20 protein-coding genes are annotated in these 20518 nt (G+C 43.7%); 12 read left to right on the top strand and 8 right to left on the bottom strand.

What is annotated here, in order from left to right:
* Nucleotides 1-7: 7 nt before the first annotated feature.
* The 5 genes from trpD to AB6D93_RS01345 all read left to right on the top strand — a co-directional run bounded on the left by trpD (nt 8) and on the right by AB6D93_RS01345 (nt 6226).
* Complete coding sequence (gene trpD / locus AB6D93_RS01365) at nt 8-1003, top strand: anthranilate phosphoribosyltransferase (protein WP_102332468.1); 996 nt, start codon at nt 8-10, stop codon at nt 1001-1003.
* 25 nt (nt 1004-1028) lie between these two features.
* The gene (gene trpCF, locus AB6D93_RS01360; RefSeq protein ID WP_102332469.1) at nt 1029-2468 is read left to right on the top strand and encodes a bifunctional indole-3-glycerol-phosphate synthase TrpC/phosphoribosylanthranilate isomerase TrpF; all 1440 of its coding nucleotides are present in this window, start codon (nt 1029-1031) and stop codon (nt 2466-2468) included.
* 131 nt (nt 2469-2599) lie between these two features.
* Nucleotides 2600-3790, top strand: a complete 1191-nt coding sequence (gene trpB, locus AB6D93_RS01355) for a tryptophan synthase subunit beta (protein ID WP_060982409.1) — start codon at nt 2600-2602, stop codon at nt 3788-3790.
* Complete coding sequence (gene trpA, locus AB6D93_RS01350) at nt 3790-4596, top strand: tryptophan synthase subunit alpha (protein ID WP_102332470.1); 807 nt, start codon at nt 3790-3792, stop codon at nt 4594-4596. The genes trpB and trpA overlap by 1 nt, the downstream gene beginning before the upstream one ends.
* 310 nt (nt 4597-4906) lie before the next feature.
* Nucleotides 4907-6226 carry a dicarboxylate/amino acid:cation symporter gene (locus tag AB6D93_RS01345; protein ID WP_372050086.1) on the top strand — a complete coding sequence of 440 codons (1320 nt, stop codon included), beginning with the start codon at nt 4907-4909 and terminating at the stop codon, nt 6224-6226.
* Between the two features lie 102 nt (nt 6227-6328).
* Here AB6D93_RS01345 and AB6D93_RS01340 read toward each other — a convergent pair whose 3' ends face one another.
* From AB6D93_RS01340 to hisC, 5 genes are all read right to left on the bottom strand, one after another.
* Nucleotides 6329-7636 carry a TRAP transporter large permease gene (locus AB6D93_RS01340; RefSeq protein ID WP_010438025.1) on the bottom strand — a complete coding sequence of 436 codons (1308 nt, stop codon included), beginning with the start codon at nt 7634-7636 and terminating at the stop codon, nt 6329-6331.
* Between the two features lie 21 nt (nt 7637-7657).
* Nucleotides 7658-8137 (bottom strand): TRAP transporter small permease, encoded by a 480-nt coding sequence (locus tag AB6D93_RS01335; RefSeq protein WP_004736522.1) that lies wholly within the window; start codon nt 8135-8137, stop codon nt 7658-7660.
* A gap of 67 nt (nt 8138-8204) precedes the next feature.
* Entirely contained in the window at nt 8205-9164 is a 960-nt protein-coding gene (locus tag AB6D93_RS01330) for a TRAP transporter substrate-binding protein (RefSeq protein ID WP_017063537.1), read from the bottom strand.
* A 580-nt stretch (nt 9165-9744) separates the two neighbouring features.
* On the bottom strand, nt 9745-10518 hold the full coding sequence (locus AB6D93_RS01325; RefSeq protein ID WP_102332471.1) for an ABC transporter substrate-binding protein: 774 nt from the start codon (nt 10516-10518) through the stop codon (nt 9745-9747).
* A gap of 10 nt (nt 10519-10528) precedes the next feature.
* On the bottom strand, nt 10529-11647 hold the full coding sequence (hisC, locus tag AB6D93_RS01320; protein WP_102332472.1) for a histidinol-phosphate transaminase: 1119 nt from the start codon (nt 11645-11647) through the stop codon (nt 10529-10531).
* 182 nt (nt 11648-11829) lie between these two features.
* On the opposite strand from hisC, the gene AB6D93_RS01315 reads away from it, so the two are divergent.
* The 6 genes from AB6D93_RS01315 to AB6D93_RS01290 all read left to right on the top strand — a co-directional run bounded on the left by AB6D93_RS01315 (nt 11830) and on the right by AB6D93_RS01290 (nt 15427).
* On the top strand, nt 11830-12717 hold the full coding sequence (locus AB6D93_RS01315; protein ID WP_102332473.1) for a LysR substrate-binding domain-containing protein: 888 nt from the start codon (nt 11830-11832) through the stop codon (nt 12715-12717).
* A 285-nt stretch (nt 12718-13002) separates the two neighbouring features.
* Nucleotides 13003-13251: a hypothetical protein gene (locus AB6D93_RS01310; RefSeq protein WP_017069991.1), complete on the top strand. Its 249-nt coding sequence runs from the start codon at nt 13003-13005 to the stop codon at nt 13249-13251.
* 133 nt (nt 13252-13384) lie between these two features.
* Nucleotides 13385-13951 carry a septation protein A gene (locus AB6D93_RS01305; protein WP_017061509.1) on the top strand — a complete coding sequence of 189 codons (567 nt, stop codon included), beginning with the start codon at nt 13385-13387 and terminating at the stop codon, nt 13949-13951.
* 188 nt (nt 13952-14139) lie between these two features.
* Complete coding sequence (gene yciA / locus AB6D93_RS01300; protein ID WP_017061510.1) at nt 14140-14538, top strand: acyl-CoA thioester hydrolase YciA; 399 nt, start codon at nt 14140-14142, stop codon at nt 14536-14538.
* A 195-nt stretch (nt 14539-14733) separates the two neighbouring features.
* A complete protein-coding gene (locus AB6D93_RS01295) occupies nt 14734-15030 on the top strand; it encodes a YciI family protein (RefSeq protein ID WP_010437999.1) in 297 nt (98 codons plus the stop codon).
* 1 nt (nt 15031) lies between these two features.
* A complete protein-coding gene (locus tag AB6D93_RS01290) occupies nt 15032-15427 on the top strand; it encodes a GspS/AspS pilotin family protein (protein WP_010437997.1) in 396 nt (131 codons plus the stop codon).
* A gap of 107 nt (nt 15428-15534) precedes the next feature.
* Here AB6D93_RS01290 and metE read toward each other — a convergent pair whose 3' ends face one another.
* Entirely contained in the window at nt 15535-17889 is a 2355-nt protein-coding gene (metE, locus tag AB6D93_RS01285; RefSeq protein ID WP_102332474.1) for a 5-methyltetrahydropteroyltriglutamate--homocysteine S-methyltransferase, read from the bottom strand.
* Nucleotides 17890-18170: 281 nt separating this feature from the next.
* On the opposite strand from metE, the gene AB6D93_RS01280 reads away from it, so the two are divergent.
* Complete coding sequence (locus tag AB6D93_RS01280; protein WP_102332475.1) at nt 18171-19082, top strand: LysR substrate-binding domain-containing protein; 912 nt, start codon at nt 18171-18173, stop codon at nt 19080-19082.
* 139 nt (nt 19083-19221) lie between these two features.
* Here AB6D93_RS01280 and AB6D93_RS01275 read toward each other — a convergent pair whose 3' ends face one another.
* Nucleotides 19222-19422, bottom strand: a complete 201-nt coding sequence (locus AB6D93_RS01275) for a DUF4250 domain-containing protein (protein WP_004736508.1) — start codon at nt 19420-19422, stop codon at nt 19222-19224.
* A 132-nt stretch (nt 19423-19554) separates the two neighbouring features.
* Nucleotides 19555-20235, bottom strand: a complete 681-nt coding sequence (locus AB6D93_RS01270; RefSeq protein WP_017062029.1) for a hypothetical protein — start codon at nt 20233-20235, stop codon at nt 19555-19557.
* Nucleotides 20236-20518: the final 283 nt, after the last annotated feature.

Below are 20518 nucleotides of genomic sequence, written 5' to 3'. Positions count from 1 at the left end.
AACGATCATGGAACAGATTAATAAACTTTACGAACAGCAGTCTCTTACTCAAGAAGAAAGCCAACAGTTATTTGATGTGATCATCAAGGGTGAACTAGACCCAATCTTGATGGCTTCTGCGCTAACTGCACTGAAAATCAAAGGCGAAACGCCCGATGAAATTGCAGGCGCAGCAAAAGCACTACTTGCGAATGCAAACCCGTTCCCGCGCCCTGATTACGATTTCGCAGACATCGTAGGTACAGGTGGCGACGGTCACAACACCATCAATATCTCGACGACTTCTGCATTTGTTGCCGCAGCGTGTGGCTTAAAAGTCGCGAAGCACGGTAACCGCAGCGTATCGAGCAAATCAGGCTCTTCTGACTTACTGGATTCGTTCGGTATCAACCTAGCGATGACAGCTGAAGACACACGTACGGCTGTTGATGAACTTGGCGTAGCATTCCTATTTGCTCCGCAATATCACGTTGGTGTACGTCACGCGATGCCGGTTCGTCAAACAATGAAAACGCGCACTATCTTCAATATTCTTGGCCCACTGATTAACCCTGCTCGCCCTAACATCGAGCTAATGGGTGTTTACAGCAAAGAGCTGGTACGCCCTATCGCAGAAACCATGCTGCAAATGGGCATGAAGCGCGCGGCGGTTGTTCACGGTAGCGGCCTTGATGAAGTGGCTATTCATGGCGAGACAATCGTTGCTGAAATTAAAGATGGCAAAATTCACGAGTACACAGTGACACCGGCAGACTTTGGCCTGAACACTCACCCTCTTGAAGCAATCAAGGGCGGCGAGCCAGAAGAGAACAAAGCCATCACAACCGATATCCTGACGGGTAAAGGCACTGATGCTCAAGTTGGCGCAGTGGCAGTCAACGTTGCTCTACTGATGCGTCTGTTTGGTCACGAAGACCTAAAAGCCAACGCACAGCAAGCAATTGACGCGATGAACTCTGGCAAAGCATACGAGCTTGTACAAAAGCTTGCTGCACACGCCTAACGAACGACGAATCGAGACAAAGAACATGACACAGACTACCGATAAACTGTCGACCCACGTTTCAGTCAAAGAAGCTGAAATGGCGGAAGTATTAGCAAAAATCGTTCGTGATAAATACCAATGGGTTGAAGCACGTAAGCAAACTCAACCATTGGACAAGTTTAAAGCAGCGTTAACCGCAACAGACCGCAGCTTTTATGATGCACTGAGCGGCGAACAAACGGTTTTCATCACTGAATGTAAGAAGGCATCTCCGTCAAAAGGTTTAATCCGTGACGAGTTTGATTTGGACTACATTGCATCGGTGTACAACAACCACGCCAACGCAATTTCAGTACTGACAGACGAGAAATACTTCCAAGGTGACTTCGAGTTTTTACCAAAGGTTCGCAGCATTGCTAAGCAACCTATTCTTTGTAAAGACTTCATGGTTGATACCTACCAAGTTTACCTTGCTCGTCACTACTCAGCTGATGCTATCTTGCTAATGCTATCGGTATTAGATGACGAAGAGTACAAAGCGCTGGCGGAAGTCGCTCACTCACTCAACATGGGTGTATTGACCGAAGTCAGCAACGAAGAAGAGCTTCACCGTGCAGTCGCTCTAAACGCTAAGGTGATCGGCATTAACAACCGTAATCTTCGTGACCTTTCGACTGATTTGAACCGTACTAAAGAGTTGGCGCCGCTGATTCGCGAACTGGCTCCAAACGCAGTTGTGATTTCAGAGTCTGGCATCTACACACATCAACAAGTTCGTGACCTTTCAACGTTTGCAGATGGCTTCCTAATCGGTAGCTCTCTAATGGCAGAGAAGAACCTCGAGCTTGCGGTACGCAAAGTAACACTGGGTGAAAACAAGGTGTGTGGTTTAACTCACTCTGACGATGCAGCAAAGGCTTATCAAGCTGGTGCGGTATTCGGTGGTCTGATATTCGTTGAAGCATCTAAGCGTCATGTGGATATCGAAGCGGCTCGTTTGACTATGAGCGGCGCACCTTTGAACTACGTGGGTGTGTTCCAAAACCACAGCGTTACTGACGTTGCGAAAACGGTTTCTGAGCTAGGCCTGTTCGCTGTGCAATTGCACGGTGATGAGTCTCAAGCGTTTGTCGATGAGCTAAAACAGTCACTACCTGAAAGCGTTGAGATTTGGAAAGCTTACGGTGTTGCTCCCGATGCTGAGAGCTCGCTACCAGAATTACTGGAAAGCAACGTGACTCGTCACCTGCTAGATACTAAAGTGGGTTCTCAAACTGGTGGCACAGGCCAAGTGTTCGATTGGAACCTAATCAACAACCAAAGCGCAATCATGTTGGCGGGTGGCCTAAACCCAGAAAATGCTAACCAAGCGGCTAAGTTGGGTTGCTTAGGATTAGACCTAAACTCTGGCGTTGAATCCGCTCCAGGAAAAAAAGACGCAGACAAACTGCAACGTGCTTTTGCAGCGATTCGCAATTACTAGTCCAAACTCGGCGCTAGAAATTAGAAAGCAGAAACTAAAAACATATTTGTGAGCTTTGCCTTTTGCGAAGCTCAAACAAGATTAAATGACTTGGTGTGAATACACATCAGTAGAATTGAAGGAATAACACAATGGCTAAACTCGATGCCTACTTTGGTGAATACGGTGGTCAATACGTACCGCAGATCCTAGTGCCAGCACTAGACCAACTTGAACAAGCATTTATCGATGCACAAGCCGATCCTGAGTTCCGCAGCGAATTCATGACGCTTCTTCAAGAGTACGCTGGTCGTCCAACGGCACTAACGTTGACTCGTAACCTAACTAAAGGCACAAAAACCAAACTGTACCTTAAGCGTGAAGATCTACTTCACGGTGGCGCCCACAAGACAAACCAAGTACTTGGTCAAGCATTGCTAGCAAAACGTATGGGTAAGCAGGAAATCATCGCTGAAACTGGGGCAGGCCAACACGGTGTGGCAACGGCTCTAGCGTGTGCTCTACTAGGTCTTAAGTGTCGTGTATACATGGGTGCAAAAGACGTTGAACGTCAAAGCCCGAACGTGTTCCGTATGAAGCTAATGGGCGCAGAGGTTATCCCTGTTCATTCTGGCTCTTCAACGCTAAAAGATGCATGTAACGAAGCGCTACGTGACTGGTCGGCAACTTATGAAGACGCGCACTACCTATTGGGTACTGCAGCGGGCCCTCACCCATTCCCAACGATTGTTCGTGATTTCCAACGCATGATTGGTGAAGAAACGAAGAACCAAATTCTAGCTCGTGAAGGTCGCCTTCCTGATGCAGTTATCGCGTGTGTCGGCGGTGGTTCAAACGCTATCGGTATGTTCGCGGATTTCATTGAAGAAGAGTCTGTACGCCTAATCGGTGTAGAGCCTGCTGGTAAAGGTATTGATACCGACCAACACGGCGCGCCGCTTAAACACGGTAAAACTGGTATCTTCTTCGGTATGAAAGCACCACTGATGCAAGATGAGAATGGTCAAGTAGAAGAGTCTTACTCTGTATCTGCGGGTCTAGACTTCCCATCAGTTGGCCCTCAACACGCGCACCTAAATGCTATTGGCCGTGCTGAATACGACAACGTAACCGATGACGAAGCACTAGAAGCTTTCCAAGCTATCGCACGTAACGAAGGTATTATCGCAGCGCTAGAGTCATCTCATGCTTTGGCTCATGCAATCAAAATGGCTCACGATGATCCAGAGAAAGAACAGCTATTAGTCGTTAACTTATCTGGCCGTGGTGACAAAGACATTTTCTCTGTACACGACATTCTTAAAGAGAAAGGAGCATTATAATGGATCGCTATCAATCACTCTTCACTCGCTTAGCTGAAAAGAATCAGGGCGCATTCGTACCATTCGTAACAGTTGGCGATCCTAACCCTGAGCAATCGCTTAAGATCATGGAAACTTTGGTTGAAGCGGGTGCAGATGCACTTGAGCTTGGTATTCCATTCTCAGATCCGCTTGCAGATGGCCCGACAATCCAAGGTGCAAACATTCGTGCGTTAGATTCTAAAGTCACGCCAGATGTGTGTTTTGATCTTATTGGTCAAATTCGTGCTAAATACCCAGAGCTACCAATCGGCCTACTGATGTACGCAAACTTGGTGTACGCACGTGGTATCGAGAACTTCTACGAGCGTTGTGCTAATGCAGGTATCGATTCAGTATTGATTGCTGATGTACCAACCAACGAGAGTGGCGAGTTTGTTGCTGCAGCTAAGAAGTTTGGCGTTCACCCAATCTTTATTGCTCCACCAACAGCAAGTGATGAGACGCTTCAATCGGTTTCTGAGCTAGGTGGTGGTTACACTTACCTACTTTCTCGTGCTGGCGTAACGGGTGCAGAAACCAAAGCAAACATGCCTGTGACTGCCCTACTTGATCGTTTGAACAAGTTTGATGCGCCACCAGCACTGCTTGGTTTCGGTATCTCGGCTCCTGAACAAGTGAAAGAAGCAATTGTAGCTGGCGCTGCTGGTGCTATCTCTGGCTCAGCAGTTGTGAAAATCATTGAAAACAACGTTGAACAACCAGAAGCAATGCTTAAAGCACTTGCTGAGTTTGTTACACCAATGAAAGCGGCAACGCAAAAATAATAAATAGGCTCCCACTAGTGCGATAATTTGCGCTGTGGGAGTTTTTCTCCGAGAACACGTCCAAACCCTCTCAATTGTTAAATTTCTGATAAAAACAACACCTCATACAAACCCGTAGCACATCTATAATACCCCACCCAAATATCACTACCATTTATAAAAATAATGACAAATCAAAAAGCAATCGTTTGCTTTAGCGTAAAAAATCATCAAATGACATTTGATTACTGCTTTTTGGTGTTCTTTCATCTCTGCTCATATTGATAAATGTAAAGGATACGTGTAAAACTTCTCGCGAAATATTAATCCAATGGTACATCGTACATTGGTGAGTAGTTCTGGGATTTTTATATTTAGTAGCACAGAGGTTATGGAAGTGTTAAAAGAAAAGAGTTTACTAAGCAACATCGGCGTTCAAGTCGTTATTGCAATGATCATCGGTACCCTAGTCGGTGCGATGATGGGTGACAGCGCAACTATGTTCGCTCCACTGGGTGCTATCTTCATCAATTTGATCAAGATGCTGGTTATCCCTCTAGTCGCGGTTGCCCTAATTTCAGGTGCTGCTGGTCTAGGCAACAGCTCATCAGCAGGTAAAGTGGGCGTGACCACTCTAGGTTACTTTGCACTAACGTCTGCACTTGCTGTAGCACTAGCGCTAGTAATGGGTGAAATATTCGAACCGGGTCGTGGTATCGATGTTTCTGGCGTTGAAGGCATGTTCTCTTCTGAATACGCTGCGAAAGGCGAACTTCCAACGTTCTGGGCAACCATCACGGGTATGATCCCGACCAACGTTTTCCAATCACTGAATGAAGCAAACATTCTGCAAATTCTAGTCTTCTGCTTATTCTTCGGTATTGCGATTTCTAAACAAGCGAAAGAGAAACGTGACCCTATCATCAATGGCGTAAACGCGATTGTTGACGCTATGGTTTGGATGATCAACAAGGTTATGATCATTGCACCACTTGGCGTATTCGGCCTAATGGCAGAAGCTGTGGGTACATTCGGTTTTGGCGCACTTATGGTTGTGTTCAAACTGTTCGTTGTTTACATCGCTGCGATTCTAATCTTCGGCTTTGTTGCTTACCCGCTAATGATTCAAATCTTCACTAAGACTTCTGCGAAGAAGTTCCTAGTGGCGATGAAGAAGCCTCAAGCGGTTGCACTATCAACAGCATCTTCAATGGCGACACTGCCAGTAACAATGGAAACGGTAGAGAAAGAACTTGGCGTTCGTAACTCTACGGCTTCATTCGTTCTGCCTCTTGGTGCGACGATCAACATGTCTGGTAACGCAATTTACTACGGCCTAGTTGCTATCTTCTTCGCACAGCTGTTCAACATCGACCTTTCTATGGGTGCTTACGTTGCTATCATCGTAACGTCTACCCTAGGTGCAGTTGGTCAAGCAGGTGTTCCTGGTCCTTCTTTCCTAGTGGTTGCAGTTCTTCTAGCGGCTGGTATCCCTATCGAAGGTCTACCTCTGTTGTTCGCTCTAGACCGTATCTTCGACATGATCCGTACTGCTCTGAACATCACTGGTGATGCAGCATGTGCAGTCATCGTTGATTCTCTAATCGAAGACGAAGCGAAAGAAACTGAGCTACAAAAACAGCAAGCGTAATATTAAGCTTCAGTTTTGATTGATAAAAAAACCGCCTTCACACAGGCGGTTTTTTATTAGGTGATGATCAATATTGAGTCGGTAAATCTTACCCTTGTCAGGCTAATTGATGAGTCCAAACGCACGAGGCAGAGCCAAACTAATTTCAGGAATAAAAGTAATGGCCAACAGTGTGACGATCAATACGGCACAAAACGGCATGATACTTCTTATAACGTTTTCAATCTTAGAGCCACTGACACTACAACCCACAAATAGCGCCGTACCAACGGGTGGCGTTGCAATGCCAATACATAAGTTGAAGATAATCATCATCGCGAAGTGAATTGGATGCATGCCTAAATGCTCAGCAATCGGCATAAAGATAGGGGTAAAGATCAATACGGCTGGCGTAAGGTCCATAAACATACCCACAATCAGTAGAATCAGGTTCATCAGAATAAAGATGATAATTGGATTGTCTGAAATAGAGAGCATCCAATCACTGATCATGGTTGGTAGACCGGTAAACGCCATTGCCCATGACATAATGGTAGAAGCACCAATCAAGAACAGCATAATGCCAGTAACCTGAACCGTTTCTCTACAAATTATCGGAAAGTGTGCCCATTTGAGGGTTCGGTAACAGAGTGACAGTATAAAAGAGTATAGAACCGCTATACATGCCCCTTCTGTTGCAGTGAATATACCACCAATAATACCGCCAATAACAACAACAATAAGCCCTAAGCTTGGTGTTGCTTGCCAAACAATATTCAGCACATCTTTCGTTGTGAAGCCGTCATTGGCACTTGTTTTGTAGCCCTTCTTTTTAGCGATGAAATAGGCGACGACCATACAACTTAAGCCCATTAGAATACCTGGGACATACCCTGCGATAAACAACGCCGCAACGGATGTTCCACCCGATACCACTGAAAATACGATCAGTGAATTACTCGGCGGTATTAATAAGCCTGCCGGGCAAGATGCAACGTTTACTGCTGTTGCTAAGTTTTTATCATAACCATCTTTTTCTAATTCTGGGCCTAAGGTTTTACCAACCGCAGCTGCTGCTGCAACGGCTGATCCTGAAACGGCGCCAAACATCATATTGGCGAAGATGTTCACGTGAAAAAGTGAGCCCGGGATCCAACCAACCAAGAGCTTTGCAAGGTTGATGAGTCGACTCGCGATGCCACCTACATTCATTATATTCCCCGCGAGGATAAAGAAAGGGATGGCTAATAAACTGAAACTATCAATACCGGTAATGATTTTTTGACCCGCAGTAATACTGGCGACTTCAAACGGTAAGATGAAATACATGATGGTTAAAGATGACATGGCAATTGCAATCGCAATCGGCATGCTTATCGCGATCATGAATAAGAATAGGCCTAGCAGCCAAACACCAATGGACAAATCCATAATATAGAGTCCTTTTAAAACTTATTTTTTGTTGGGTTCACAAAAAAGATCAAACGTATTCATGACCAAATAAATGAGGATAATAACGGCTGAAATCGGCAATATTGAATACACCGTCGACATCGGTAATTGCAGTGCTGGAGAGAGTTGTTGTGTGGTTCTTCCCATTAGGGCGATGCCACCTTGAAGCATTGCTAGAAATACAAATGCGCCAGAAATGATATTGATGAGTACATGTAATGCGATATGTGCTTTACCCTTAAGATAACCATCCAATAACGTTATTGCTAAGTGTCCTTTGATACCGAATAAGTAGCTTGCTCCTAATAAGCCAAGCCATACCATCGCATAACGAGCAAGTTCATCAGTCCAGTTACTTGGATCATTCAAAACATAACGACTAAAGACCTGCCAAGTGACAGTAACGACAAGTAACATTAGTGCAAAAGAAGAGACAAAAAGAATCAGCCTATCAAGTAGGTTTCTGAAAGTTGCTAACATGGTGTGATACCTCAAAAAATTTTGCCTTAGCAAAGCCAAGGCAAAATTATATTTTCACTAAGACTGATTAAAGAGCTTCAATTTTTTCAATGAATGGAGCTAGTTTTGGATCTTTTTTCGCCTCATCAATCATAGGTTTAACAGCTGCACGGAAAGGGGCTTTATCAACTTCAACAAACGTGACACCTTCTTTCATTCCTTTCTCTTTGTTCATGTCATCTGTTGCATCCCAGATTTTGATCTGCTCTTCAAGAGACTCAGCAGCAGCTTCTTTTAAGATCTTTTGCTCTTCTGCCGTTAATGAACCCCATTTGTATTCTGAAATGATGATCACGTCAGGTGTCATCATGTGCTGGTCCATAGAGTAAAATTTGGCAACTTCACTGTGTTTCATTTCAACTAAGCTAGAAATATTATTCTCAGCACCATCAATTACACCTTGTTGCAGAGCCGTGTATACCTCATTGAAAGGTACAGGTGTTGCTTTACCACCAAGTAAGTTAACCATTTCCATCATGGTTGGAGAACCAGGAACTCGAACTTTCATGCCAGCTAGATCTGCTGGTGAGTTGATGGCTTTCTTAGCGTAGAAGCTACGTGTGCCTGAATCATAGAATGTAAGACCGATGAAACCTTTACCTTCGCTTGAAAGCAGCATCTCTTGTGCAGCTTCACTTCGCATGAAGGTTCTCATATGTGGAACGTCACGGAATAAGAAAGGCAGTGCATTAACCTTAAACGTTGGTTCAAAAGATTCGGCTAACCCACCATTGATTTTGGCCATATCAATCGCGCCAGTAACAACTTGCTCCGCTTGGTCACGTTCAGAGCCTAATTGACCGTTTGGAAAGATCTTAATCGTAAGTTCACCATTCGATTTTTCTTTAACTTTATCAGCCATGATCACCATGCCTTGGTGAGCTGCGCTTTCTAATGACATTGCATGCCCTAACGTCAAAGTTTTTGCTTGAGCGCCAAATGCCATAAGAATTGAAGCCGCTGCAATCGTCAGTAGGTGTTTTTTCATGTTCTTCTCCAGAATCCATTTTGTAAGAGGTACAGTTTTTATATGCAACGCTATAGCTAAGTTTGAAATCTAACGTTCAATTGCACATCGCTCATAGCAGTAACGTTTCATTACAATATTCTTACCCTATGAATCTTGTATTACAATACTATATGTATATTTTGTGAACTAAGGTTTATCTATTGGCCTGAGAACCTAATTGATTGTGATACCAATCATATTTGGGACTAATTAGACCATTAATCAGTTCTACTTTGGATTTTTTTGTAATTTCGATTACTTTCAACTGCTTTAAGAACAATCTCTTAGTAAAAGAGTATCGATCTATTTATGTTATTTTAAGACATTAAATTCAGTTATGGAGCACGACAAAGAAGGTCTCCTCGCTCGAAAACGCGAGTCGTGAACAGTGCTTTGTGAGGTGATGAAGGCAAGGTTTTCGGTTGGATTTAGGTAACAAGAATAGATAAAGGCAATAGAGAGAAGCTTGAGAGGATGAATTGTTTGTAACAAAAATCCGAGAGCCTTACAGCCCTCGGATTTTTGTTTTTGGTGTTCTAATTTTTAGGCGTTAAACGAATTACAAATCAGCGCCATAGATATCAAACGTGAAGTACTTGGCAGCAATTTTGTCATAAGTACCGTTAGCTCTGATCTCTTCAATCGCAACATTGAATTGATTAGCTAGCTTCGAATCCTGCTTTCTAAGTGCTAACGCAGTACCCTCACCGATATAGGCTTTATCCGTTACGGCTTTACCCTTGAATTCAAAACCCTCACCTTCTTTCTTATCTAAGAAAGCCAGTGAAAGTTGATCTGAATTACCAAAAGTCACATCTAAGCGACCATTTTGCAGGTCCAAATAAACTTCATCTTGCCCAGTATAACGCTTGATGTTTGCGACATCCCCAAACTTGTCGGTTACGTAACGATCGTGAATCGTTCCTTGCTGTACTCCAATAGTTTTACCATCGAGACCTTGCTTATCAATATCAAACTTTGCACTTTTGGCTGCAACAAACACAGCGGGTGTTTGGTAGTACTTATCCGTAAACAATATTTTGCTTTTACGTTCTTCGGTAATGCGCATAGACGCCATAATCACATCTGACTTTCTTGCTAATAAGCTAGGAATTAATGAATCCCAGCTTTGCGAAACCCAAGTACACTCTAATTTTGCCTGTTCACACAAGGCGTCAGCTATTTCAATATCAAAGCCAACAGGTACGCCTTCGCTATTTTTATAATTGAATGGCGGATACGTAAAATCTGACGCCAAACGGATTTCTTTTGCCTGTACAGTGGTACCAAGTAAAGCGGCCGCACAAGCGATTCCTAGTATTATCTTTTTCATCATTGCCATCCTAGATATGATTTTTATCAAGTTGAAATTGAGGTTCTTGAGATTGTTGTTTCTGTCGTAACTGTGCTTGGTAGCTTGCTAGTGACGCTATAACTTCAGTCATACTCTCAGGGCTACCAATAGTGATCCGAACACAGTTGCGTAATGCAGGTTCATGGTTTTGGTTCCTGGTCACAATGCCATCTTTCGCCAATACACTGAACACTTCATGCCCTGGCTTTTGGCGTAATAAAATGAAGTTGGTCGATGATGGATAGACATGTTCTATGAAATCAAACTGCGTTAGCTCGTCAGCAAAGCGGTCACGTAACTCCACAAGCTTTGAAGTTGCATCTGACATCACCAAGATTCGTTCAGCAGATAAAGCCTCCAATACAATTTGAGAAGAGCAATCAGGCATTGGGTAAGGCGGAATAAGCTTAGCGACATACTGCATCACATTTTTACTCGCCAGAATAAAACCACAACGAACAGCTGCTAATCCAAACGCTTTCGACAAAGTACGAATCACCACTAGATGAGGATAACGCTCAATAAGGCTCACCGCCGACGTCTGAGGTTCAAATTCAATATACGCTTCATCCACCACCACCAAAGATTTACCTTCGGTTCCCTCAAGCACCTGAATCAAATCTGATTTAGGAATCACGTTACCCGTCGGGTTATTTGGTGAACACAGAAAAACAATATTTGCTCGATCGGCTTTTTTGACGATATCAGCGACATCTAGGCTAAAATCTTCCTGTAATGGGGAGTCGAGTGTTTCAATCGCCAATGCGTCGGCACAAAATTCATACATCGCGTACGTTGGGGAGCAAATCAGTATATTATCGCTCGCTGGTTTGCAGAATGTTCTGATCAGCAAATCAATCGCTTCATCTGCTCCTCGAACGGCTAAGGTCTCGGCATCAGTTCCACAATAAGCTTGGTAAGCCTTGGCAATATCTTGCGGAAAAAAATCTGGATAACGGTTATAACTAGTCTCGTTTTGAAACAAAGCGCTTTCCAACTCGTTGGCATTTAACCAAACACGTCCGTCACCACCAATTCTTCTTGCCGATTGATAAGGTATTAATTTTTTTACAGCCTGAGGCACTAAGTTGTCAATAAATGATGTCAAAGAACTATCCCTTCCACTCAATCACAATGTCTTCACCACTTGCCTTCATATTCAAAATAGATGCGTTATACACATATTGAATCACAAATGATGAGTAAGTATTTGCATTCAAACAGAACACTATTGATAAATGAATCGAAATAATTACATAATAGCCATGATTAAAATTCATAGGTATAGACATGAATAACACGTTGCCTTCAACTAAAACCTTGCTCGCCTTTCTGTCGACGGCAAGGCATCTCAACTTTACACGCGCGGCACATGAACTCAATGTCACGCAAGGCGCGGTGAGTCGGCAAGTTTTGACGTTTGAAGAAAATCTTGGGTGCGACCTTTTCTATCGTCATGCTCGGGGGTTGTCATTAACACCCAAAGGAGAAGAACTGGTTCCGCTCATCCAAGATACAATTCAGCGACTGCAATCCGCACTGAACCAAGTGGCGAGTTCCCCTTCCAAAATTAAGCTAAACGCACCGAGTTGCATTACCTCTTGGTTGCTACCAAAACTGATGTCTTTTCAAGAAGCCTACCCTGAGATTGATGTTGAGCTCACTTCTACCATCAAGCATGTTTTTGAGCCAAGTTTTGACCCGTTCGATGCCGTGATTACCTATGGCAAGAAGCCGAGCCAACAATCGATCGTCAGCCAGTTATTGTTCAACGAGCAACTCGCACCCGTCTGCCAAGCGCAAAGCATCAAACCCAATCACCTTACCAGTGGTTCCTCTTCTCTAATCAAACCGCACCAACTCGCTCACTACACGTGGTTACACGCCAACAATGAACAAAGTGATTGGCGACTTTGGTTGGAGCACATAGGAAGTCATGACCTTTCGAGCAAGAATAACCAACAGTTCGCAACACTCGATCAAGCGATGAATGCAGCTATTCAAGGATTTGGAATTGCGATAGGCGACATCACGCTTGCCAAGCAAGATATTGATTTGGGTAGATTGGTGAAAGTGAGTGAAGACAGTGTCTTTTCAGGAAATGGTTACTTCTTAATTCAGCCCAAGAATCGACAAAATACATCCTTATCTACGCTTGTTGATTGGCTCGTCGATTAGCGGCAATCATTGTTGGTAGGCCTCTTTATAAGCGGCAGGAGAGCGTCATAATGAGAATTTTTCCGTTCTCAAAATGAAACTATTTGATGTCTGTTTCGTATTGATTGTCAGAGAATAGAACGTACCTTCCTTTAACTATTTGAAAAGAAGTTCAATTCTATTTAGCCGGGAATTTATTCTGTTCCGTTGGAGAAAATGGCATTCGAGTTGCTTTGTCATAGATAACCCAATCAATATACAGCAGGTTGCACCAGTTTCACTGCAGCTTGTCACGGAGGATAGGCTATGACCTTACAAAGACATACGTATTACGGCTTGATTCACCATGGAATTAAAACCCTATTAATGGACAGAATTGGCCACTTCACAGAGCGTGAATATCACGAGTATCTCGACTTAACGACCGGTAAATCGACATGTTTTGCCATGAGTGAGCAAGAGCTCGAAAACACCTTAGACAGCTTAAAGAGCGAAGGTTACCTTGAAGATATCAAAAAGCTGATACCTCGCTATCAAACCTCGTCAATGCGATAACCTGCTTCAACTCTTTAAACACGATGAGTGGTTAGATTGAATTAATTGGCACCCAATTGTCTCGAGCTATTTAGCATCGAGACAGTTTTCGTTAGACTGTCAGCAACTCAACTAACTGGATAGTCAGTGTCTCATGAAACAAATTCTTGATTTCATTCCTCTCATTATTTTCTTTGCGCTTTATAAGATGTACGACATCTATACCGCGACCGGCGCTTTGATCGTTGCCTCTGCAGTTCAAATTATTTTGACTTATTTCATCTACAAGAAAGTCGAAAAAATGCAGGTCATCACCTTTCTAATGGTTGCCGTATTTGGTGGCATGACCATCTTCTTGCACGACGACAACTTCATTAAATGGAAAGTCACCATCGTTTACGCACTGTTTGCGATTGGCCTGACGGTCAGTCACATCATGGGCAAATCAGCGATTAAAGGTATGTTAGGCAAAGAGATCACACTGCCTGATTCGGTATGGGGCAAGATCAACTGGGCATGGACGCTGTTCTTTACCCTATGTGCCGTTCTCAACGTTTACGTTGCTTTCAGCCTACCGTTGGATGTTTGGGTCAACTTCAAAGTGTTTGGTCTACTCATCGCGACCTTGCTCTTCACCTTGCTCACTGGTGTTTATATCTATAAGCATCTACCAAAAGACCAGCAGAAAGAGTTAACGGATAAAAATACCGACGAGAAATAGCCCTTAGGGATGAGTCCTCATACCCTATTTGATACAATTATTATCAATATGCGATTGGCCAATGATACTCGTGATCATTGGCCGCTGATTATTTGTGTTCGGTGAAGACGTTAAAAATTAGACCACCACGAGTCTCGTAAACACATCTATTTTTATATAAAACAATCAATACCATTAAGAGTACGACAATGACTATTCAATCAACTTTGAACCCGATTGGTTCTTTACTTCTTCGCACATTAGCGATGCCTTCTGATACAAATGCAGCAGGCCAGATTTTCGGTGGTTGGATAATGTCACAGCTTGACCTTGCTGGCGGCATACTGGCAAAAGAGATATCTAACGGCAAGATAGTCACGGTTTCAGTATCGAGTATCGAGTTCAAACAGCCGGTTTCAGTGGGTGATGTTGTGTGTGTTTATGGTGACTGCACTAAGATTGGTCGCAGCTCGATGAATATCGACCTAGAAGTCTGGGTTAAGCCTGTACTTGATCACGGTATCGGCGACCGCTACAAGGTTTGTGGCGCGACATTCAACTACGTTGCGGTTGATGAAAGTGGTAAGCCTCGCCCAATCAATAAATAGTACTTTTCACCAAGCTGCTAATGTAGACGGTCTTTAGTTTCAACGAATGAAATCGCTAAAGACCATACTTCTCTCTCGCACCAATTCACAATTTCTTATCATTAGCTCTTCCAATACCAATTAGTTCGCGTAAATTAGCAAGATAGCGAATTTAAACGCCCCCAATTCAGTGAAGTAAAATAAGGATATACCAATATGTGGTACGTGATTTTTTCTCAAGACGTCGAAAATTCATTAGAAAAGCGCCTAAGTGTTCGCCCACAACATCTAGAACGCCTGCAAACACTTCACGATGAAGGCCGACTTTTGACTGCTGGCCCAATGCCTGCGATTGATTCAGACAACCCTGGTGAAGCCGGCTTCACTGGCTCTACTGTAATTGCTGAGTTTAATTCTTTAGAGGACGCACAGGTATGGGCAGACGCAGATCCGTACATTGAGGCAGGTGTCTACCAAAATGTCATTGTAAAACCATTCAAGAAAGTATTTTAACGTGAAAAAATGGATTATTGGCTCTCTGGCTTTAGCTCTGCTCGCAGGCTGTGCTTCAAGTGAGCAAGACCAACAAAGACAGCTTGAAATGATGGCGCAACACCGTGCTGGCGTTTTATCTGCCGGCCTGCCGATTGAGTATGGCCCACTGTCAGTCATGCGTGTGCTGGCAAAAAATACCGTTATCGAGATCATGATGATCTACAACCAAGACGCTAAAGGTGCTAAGCCTTTAAACCAAGTCGTAGATATGAGTGTTAACAGCTACTGCACCAACTCTGAAGTTAGAGCAAACCTTGACATGGGCTTGGCTTACAACATTAAGGTTCGCAACACTCGCGGACAACTGATGGTTGAAAAGCTAATCAGCAAAGAGACATGTCAGAGCATTAACTAGATTTGATTTCTAACGTTAAGCTAGTAACAAACAAGAAAGGCCTTGCAGATGCGAGGCCTTTCTTTTCTCAGACTTTTGTTTTTAGAACGATAACACCCTAGCTTTAATTATGCTGATGCTTCTGCCGACTCCCACTCTTTACGCAGCATTTTAGTCGCTGAAACTAAATTAGCCAGTGCCGCTTCTGTCTCTGCCCAGTTACGCGTCTTCAGCCCACAATCAGGGTTTGCCCACAAACGTTCTGCTGGGATTTTCTTTGCCGCTCTCTTAAGTAAATCAACAATCCACTCTTCTGAAGGAATGTTTGGTGAGTGGATGTCATAAACGCCAGGCCCAATCGCATTCGGGTAGTTGAACTCTTCAAACGCTTTCAGCAGTTCCATGTTCGAACGAGAAGTCTCTATGGTAATCACATCGGCGTCTAGCGCAGCGACTGAATCAATGATCTCGTTGAACTCGCTGTAACACATGTGGGTGTGAATCTGAGTTTCTGGTTTAGCACTTGCCGCTGAAATCTTAAAGGCATCCACTGCCCACTCTAAGTATTCTGCATGGTCACGCTTTTTCAATGGCAAACCTTCACGAATGGCAGGCTCATCAATTTGAATAATGTTGATACCTGCGTCTTGCAAATCAGACACCTCATCTCGCAACGCAAACGACAGTTGATTGGTTATCTCTTTGCGTGAAATATCTTCACGTGGGAATGTCCAACACAAGATAGTAACAGGCCCAGTTAGCATGCCTTTCATCTGCTTTGAAGTCAGAGATTGAGCATAGGTCGACCATTCCACCGTCATTGGTTTTTCACGCTCGATATCCGCAACCACAATCGCAGGTTTCACGCAACGAGAGCCATAACTTTGTACCCAACCAAATTTGGTAGTTTGGAAGCCTGCTAGATTTTCAGCAAAGTACTCCACCATATCATTACGTTCAGCTTCACCATGAACCAGTACATCCAAATCAAGTGCTTCTTGTCGTTTCACCGCATCCGCAATATGACCTTTCAACGCGGTGTTGTATTCCGCTTCACTCAGTTTGCCAGTGCGGTAAGCACTACGCTGAACACGGATCTCTCCGGTTTGTGGAAATGAACCAATTGTTGTGGTTGGCAATAATGGTAAACCTAACACCTCAGACTGATGTGAAGCGCGTTCGGCATAAGGAGCACTTCGCTCGGTTAGGGTTTTGGTAATGGTGTTAATACGAGCTTGAACCTGCGGCTTATTCACATGAGTCGCGCTCTTGCGTGCAACAATCGGCTGGCTGTAGGTTTCACACGCCAAGATAGCATTGTGGTTACCGTCTAGTGCAGCACCCAATATACTCACCTCGGTCACTTTCTGTTTCGCGAAAGCAAACCAACTCTTCACTTCATCGCTGAGTGAATCTTCTAACTCAAGGTCGACTGGACTATGCAAAAGTGAACATGAACTTGCTACCCAAAGTTTGTCTCCTAGCTTCTCTTTCACTGGTTGTAGTAACTCTAGTTGAGCGGCTAAATCAGCTCGCCAAACGTTTCGTCCATTAATCACCCCTGCTGAAAGTACCCAGTGTTCAGGTAACTTACCCACTACTTCATCAAGTTGCTGTGGTGCTGCTGCTAAGTCGATATGTAGGCCATTAACTGGTAGCTCTACTATCTTATCTAAGGTATCAGTCACCGAATCAAAATAAGTAGTGAGCAGCAGTTTTACATCACCTTGAATCACTTGATACGCCAACTTGAATGAATCTGCCCATTGACTCTCAAGCTCAAGCGAAAGAATTGGTTCATCGATTTGAACCCACTCAACCCCCAACTTAGCGAGTTTTGCCAAAATTGCTTGGTAAGCGGTAAGAAGGCGCGGAAGAAGAGATAAACGATCAAAACCCTCCTCCACTTCTTTACCAAGATATAAATAAGATAACGGGCCTAACAAAACTGGCTTCACCTTATGCCCGGATTTTATCGCTTCACTCACTTCGTCAAACAGTTGTGGCCAGCTCACTTCAAAGGAATCGTCTTTGCTGAACTCAGGCACAATGTAATGGTAGTTGGTGTTGAACCACTTAGTCATATCAGAAGCCGCAGAGCTATCTTTAGTGCCGTCACTAGACGTATGCGTACCACCGCAATAAGTCGACTGAACCTGAGATTGACCACGCCCCACACGGAACAAAGTATCTAAATCTGGGAAGGATTTTTCATCTTCAGAACCACCAGTATGGCGCTTTGGTACGTGGCCTAGAAGTAAAGTCGTTGTTAATACATGGTCGTACCATGCGAAGTCACCCGCAGTTGCAAAGCTAAGATTCGCGTCAGCTTGTACATTCCAGTTACGATTTCTTAGTTCGCTACCGAGTTGCTTTAAATCTGATTGGCTAATCTCACCGCGCCAGTATTTTTCTAAAGTGAATTTGAGTTCGCGTTTTTCGCCGATACGTGGGTAGCCTAAAATATGCGTTGTCGTAGTCATGAACCTGTTCCTTATTCAATAATTTTTAGTGTTCGATCAAACTGCCTAGCTTATGGTTTAAGTTCTTTATAAGGCGTCTGGATGGCTAAACTATCTCCCTAATCTGAACGATGAACAACGTCCAAATATTCATCTTGTTTATTAAAAATATTCATCTTGAATAATCTAAAGCTGAAAAAATTAAATCCATCTGGACATCTAGACGTTTACAAATGAAAGAAAACCCCGTAGGGTGATTATTAAGAAATATTGAATTGGCTTAGGGAATATGAGGAAAACTCATGATAGAGCTTAAACACCTTCGAACATTGACTACCTTAAGAGACAGCGGCTCGCTAACAGCGACGGCAACTTCTCTTCACTTGACTCAGTCGGCGCTTTCTCACCAACTGAAAGACCTTGAGGCGCGTATCGGTGGTCAGCTTTTCCTACGTAAAACTAGACCAGTTAAGTTCACCTCTGAAGGTGAGATTTTGCTTAGGCTTGCCGATGAGATACAGCCAAGAATAGCTAAAGCGGAGAACGAACTCGCGAGCCTGAAAGAGGATATGAATGGTCGTTTGCACATGGCGATTGAATGTCACTCATGCTTCCAATGGTTAATGCCTGCTTTGAAGGAATATCAAGTGGCTTGGCCAAGCGTAACGCTAGATTTCTCGTCAGGCTTTGGGTTTGAGCCGCTACCCGCGCTAATGGCAGGCGAGCTAGATTTGGTGATCACCTCTGATATACAGCCTCGCTCTGAGGTTCACTACGAACCACTCTTTGATTTTGAGATGCGTTTGATCACCGCAATCAACTCACCTTTGGCAGAAAAAGCGAGCATTGAACCGCAAGATCTTAGCGATCTCACCATGCTCACCTACCCTGTTCAAAAACAGCGTTTAGATGTCGTGAAGCACTTTTTACAGCCTGCGGGTGTAGAACCTAAAAAGTGGAAACAAGCGGACAACACGTTAATGCTAGTTCAAATGGTATCAGCAGGTTTGGGAGTAGCGGCTCTACCAAACTGGGCGATCAGTGAGTTCTCAAGACAAGGTTTGATAGCCAGCAAACCGTTAGGTAAAGGGCTTTCAAGAAGACTGTTTGCCGCAGTAAGAAACTCAGAAAAAGACAAACGTTACCTACAGGCTTTCTTTAGCACAGCAAGACAGCAGAGTAAGAGTCACTTAGATGGTATTGAGGTCGTTTAAGAGGTTCATTATTGAGCTAGCTTAAGCCTGTATTAAATCGGAAAGGCAAACGCCAGAAACAAAAAAAGTCACAGATAATCTGTGACTTTTTAGTTTCAGTATCGATGATTTTCGATATCTGTTGATTCGCGAAAATAGACTATCTTGGATAAGACTTAAACTGGTTAGTCAATGGGTCGTATTGATAGCCAAGCATATCGAGCTTGCCCACGACACTTTCTATATCCATTTCATACATACTGATCAGCTCTTCAAAGCTATCGCACTCTAGGCGAAGTTTCTCATTCACGATTCCCAGCAAGATAATGCTATCGAAACCTTTGACGTTGCTTAAATCCATCTCGTACTCCTTACGAACACACCGACTAAAATTAAGTTTAGAACGCTTACCAAGGCCATGCTAAAAAACTGATCACACTTCTTAAAGAGAATGCGTGATTAATGAGCGCACGTAATTAATGAAAGTGCGCGATTAAAGTGCCCACACTGGCGTTAAACCCACAGCCGCAGCCAATAACATCAGTAACGAAACCGTCAGTTGAAGTTTTTCCGGGGTTTTAACGAACAGTAGATGCCAACACCACACCACGATAGCTGAGATTAGCAAAGCAAAGCTGAACAGTAGCGTTGAAATCACTGGTTCTAGTTGAGCTTCAGACAAAGAATAGACACTCACGACTGTTGCCAAAACCACCAACATGCCCGTCAAAACACCAACAACAGGCAGAACACGGTGAAATGCCTGTAAGCGTGTTCTTGCAATCGTCAGCAGTAAATGGCCAAACGCTGAGCCTAACAGTGCCACTAGCAATACAGTAGTGATGATACCAACGGTAGTTGCTTGTTCCGTCGCTTGGATAGCAACGTAAGACAATGCCAAACCACAAGCTAAGTACATCACCCAAATAGGGCCAGAATCGCGTGTCTTCTTAGTTTGAACTTGAGAATAGAAATAAAAGATCGCAAACACGACCAGAAAGGCTTCAATTTTTACTGAGGCAACGGCAAGCCACAGCACGCCAATCGCAGGTAACATCTTGTGGATACGACCACGCTGCCCCGGACAAATATCCCCTTTCACCAAGATGAGGGTTAAGATCAGTTGGGCTCCTAAAAGCATCGGAGCAAATTGTACTAATAACGTTTCGACCATTGTGGATCTACTTCTTCAGACTTATTTTCGCGAATAATATCAAAAACTGCTGCGAACACTAATCAAAATCACAAATTAGCGACGTTATTCAAGGCTTCAACTATGCTGTTGTATGGCTCTTTTATCGCCATTTACCGTAAAAAGACGAAAGACACCAGAACTAACAGGGGCATGTTCTACTGGCTAGTCTAGGCTCATGCCGCTATAATTCCCGCCTCAAAAATCAGAGGTTGAAATATGTACAGCGATATCACTCCTATTCACGAACACAAAAAATACTGGG

It is taken from the genome of Vibrio sp. 10N.247.310.23 (assembly GCF_041467155.1).
Lineage (GTDB): Bacteria > Pseudomonadota > Gammaproteobacteria > Enterobacterales > Vibrionaceae > Vibrio > Vibrio crassostreae_C.
Note: the sequence above shows the minus strand (reverse complement) of the source record. Positions and strands in the feature narration are given on the sequence as shown.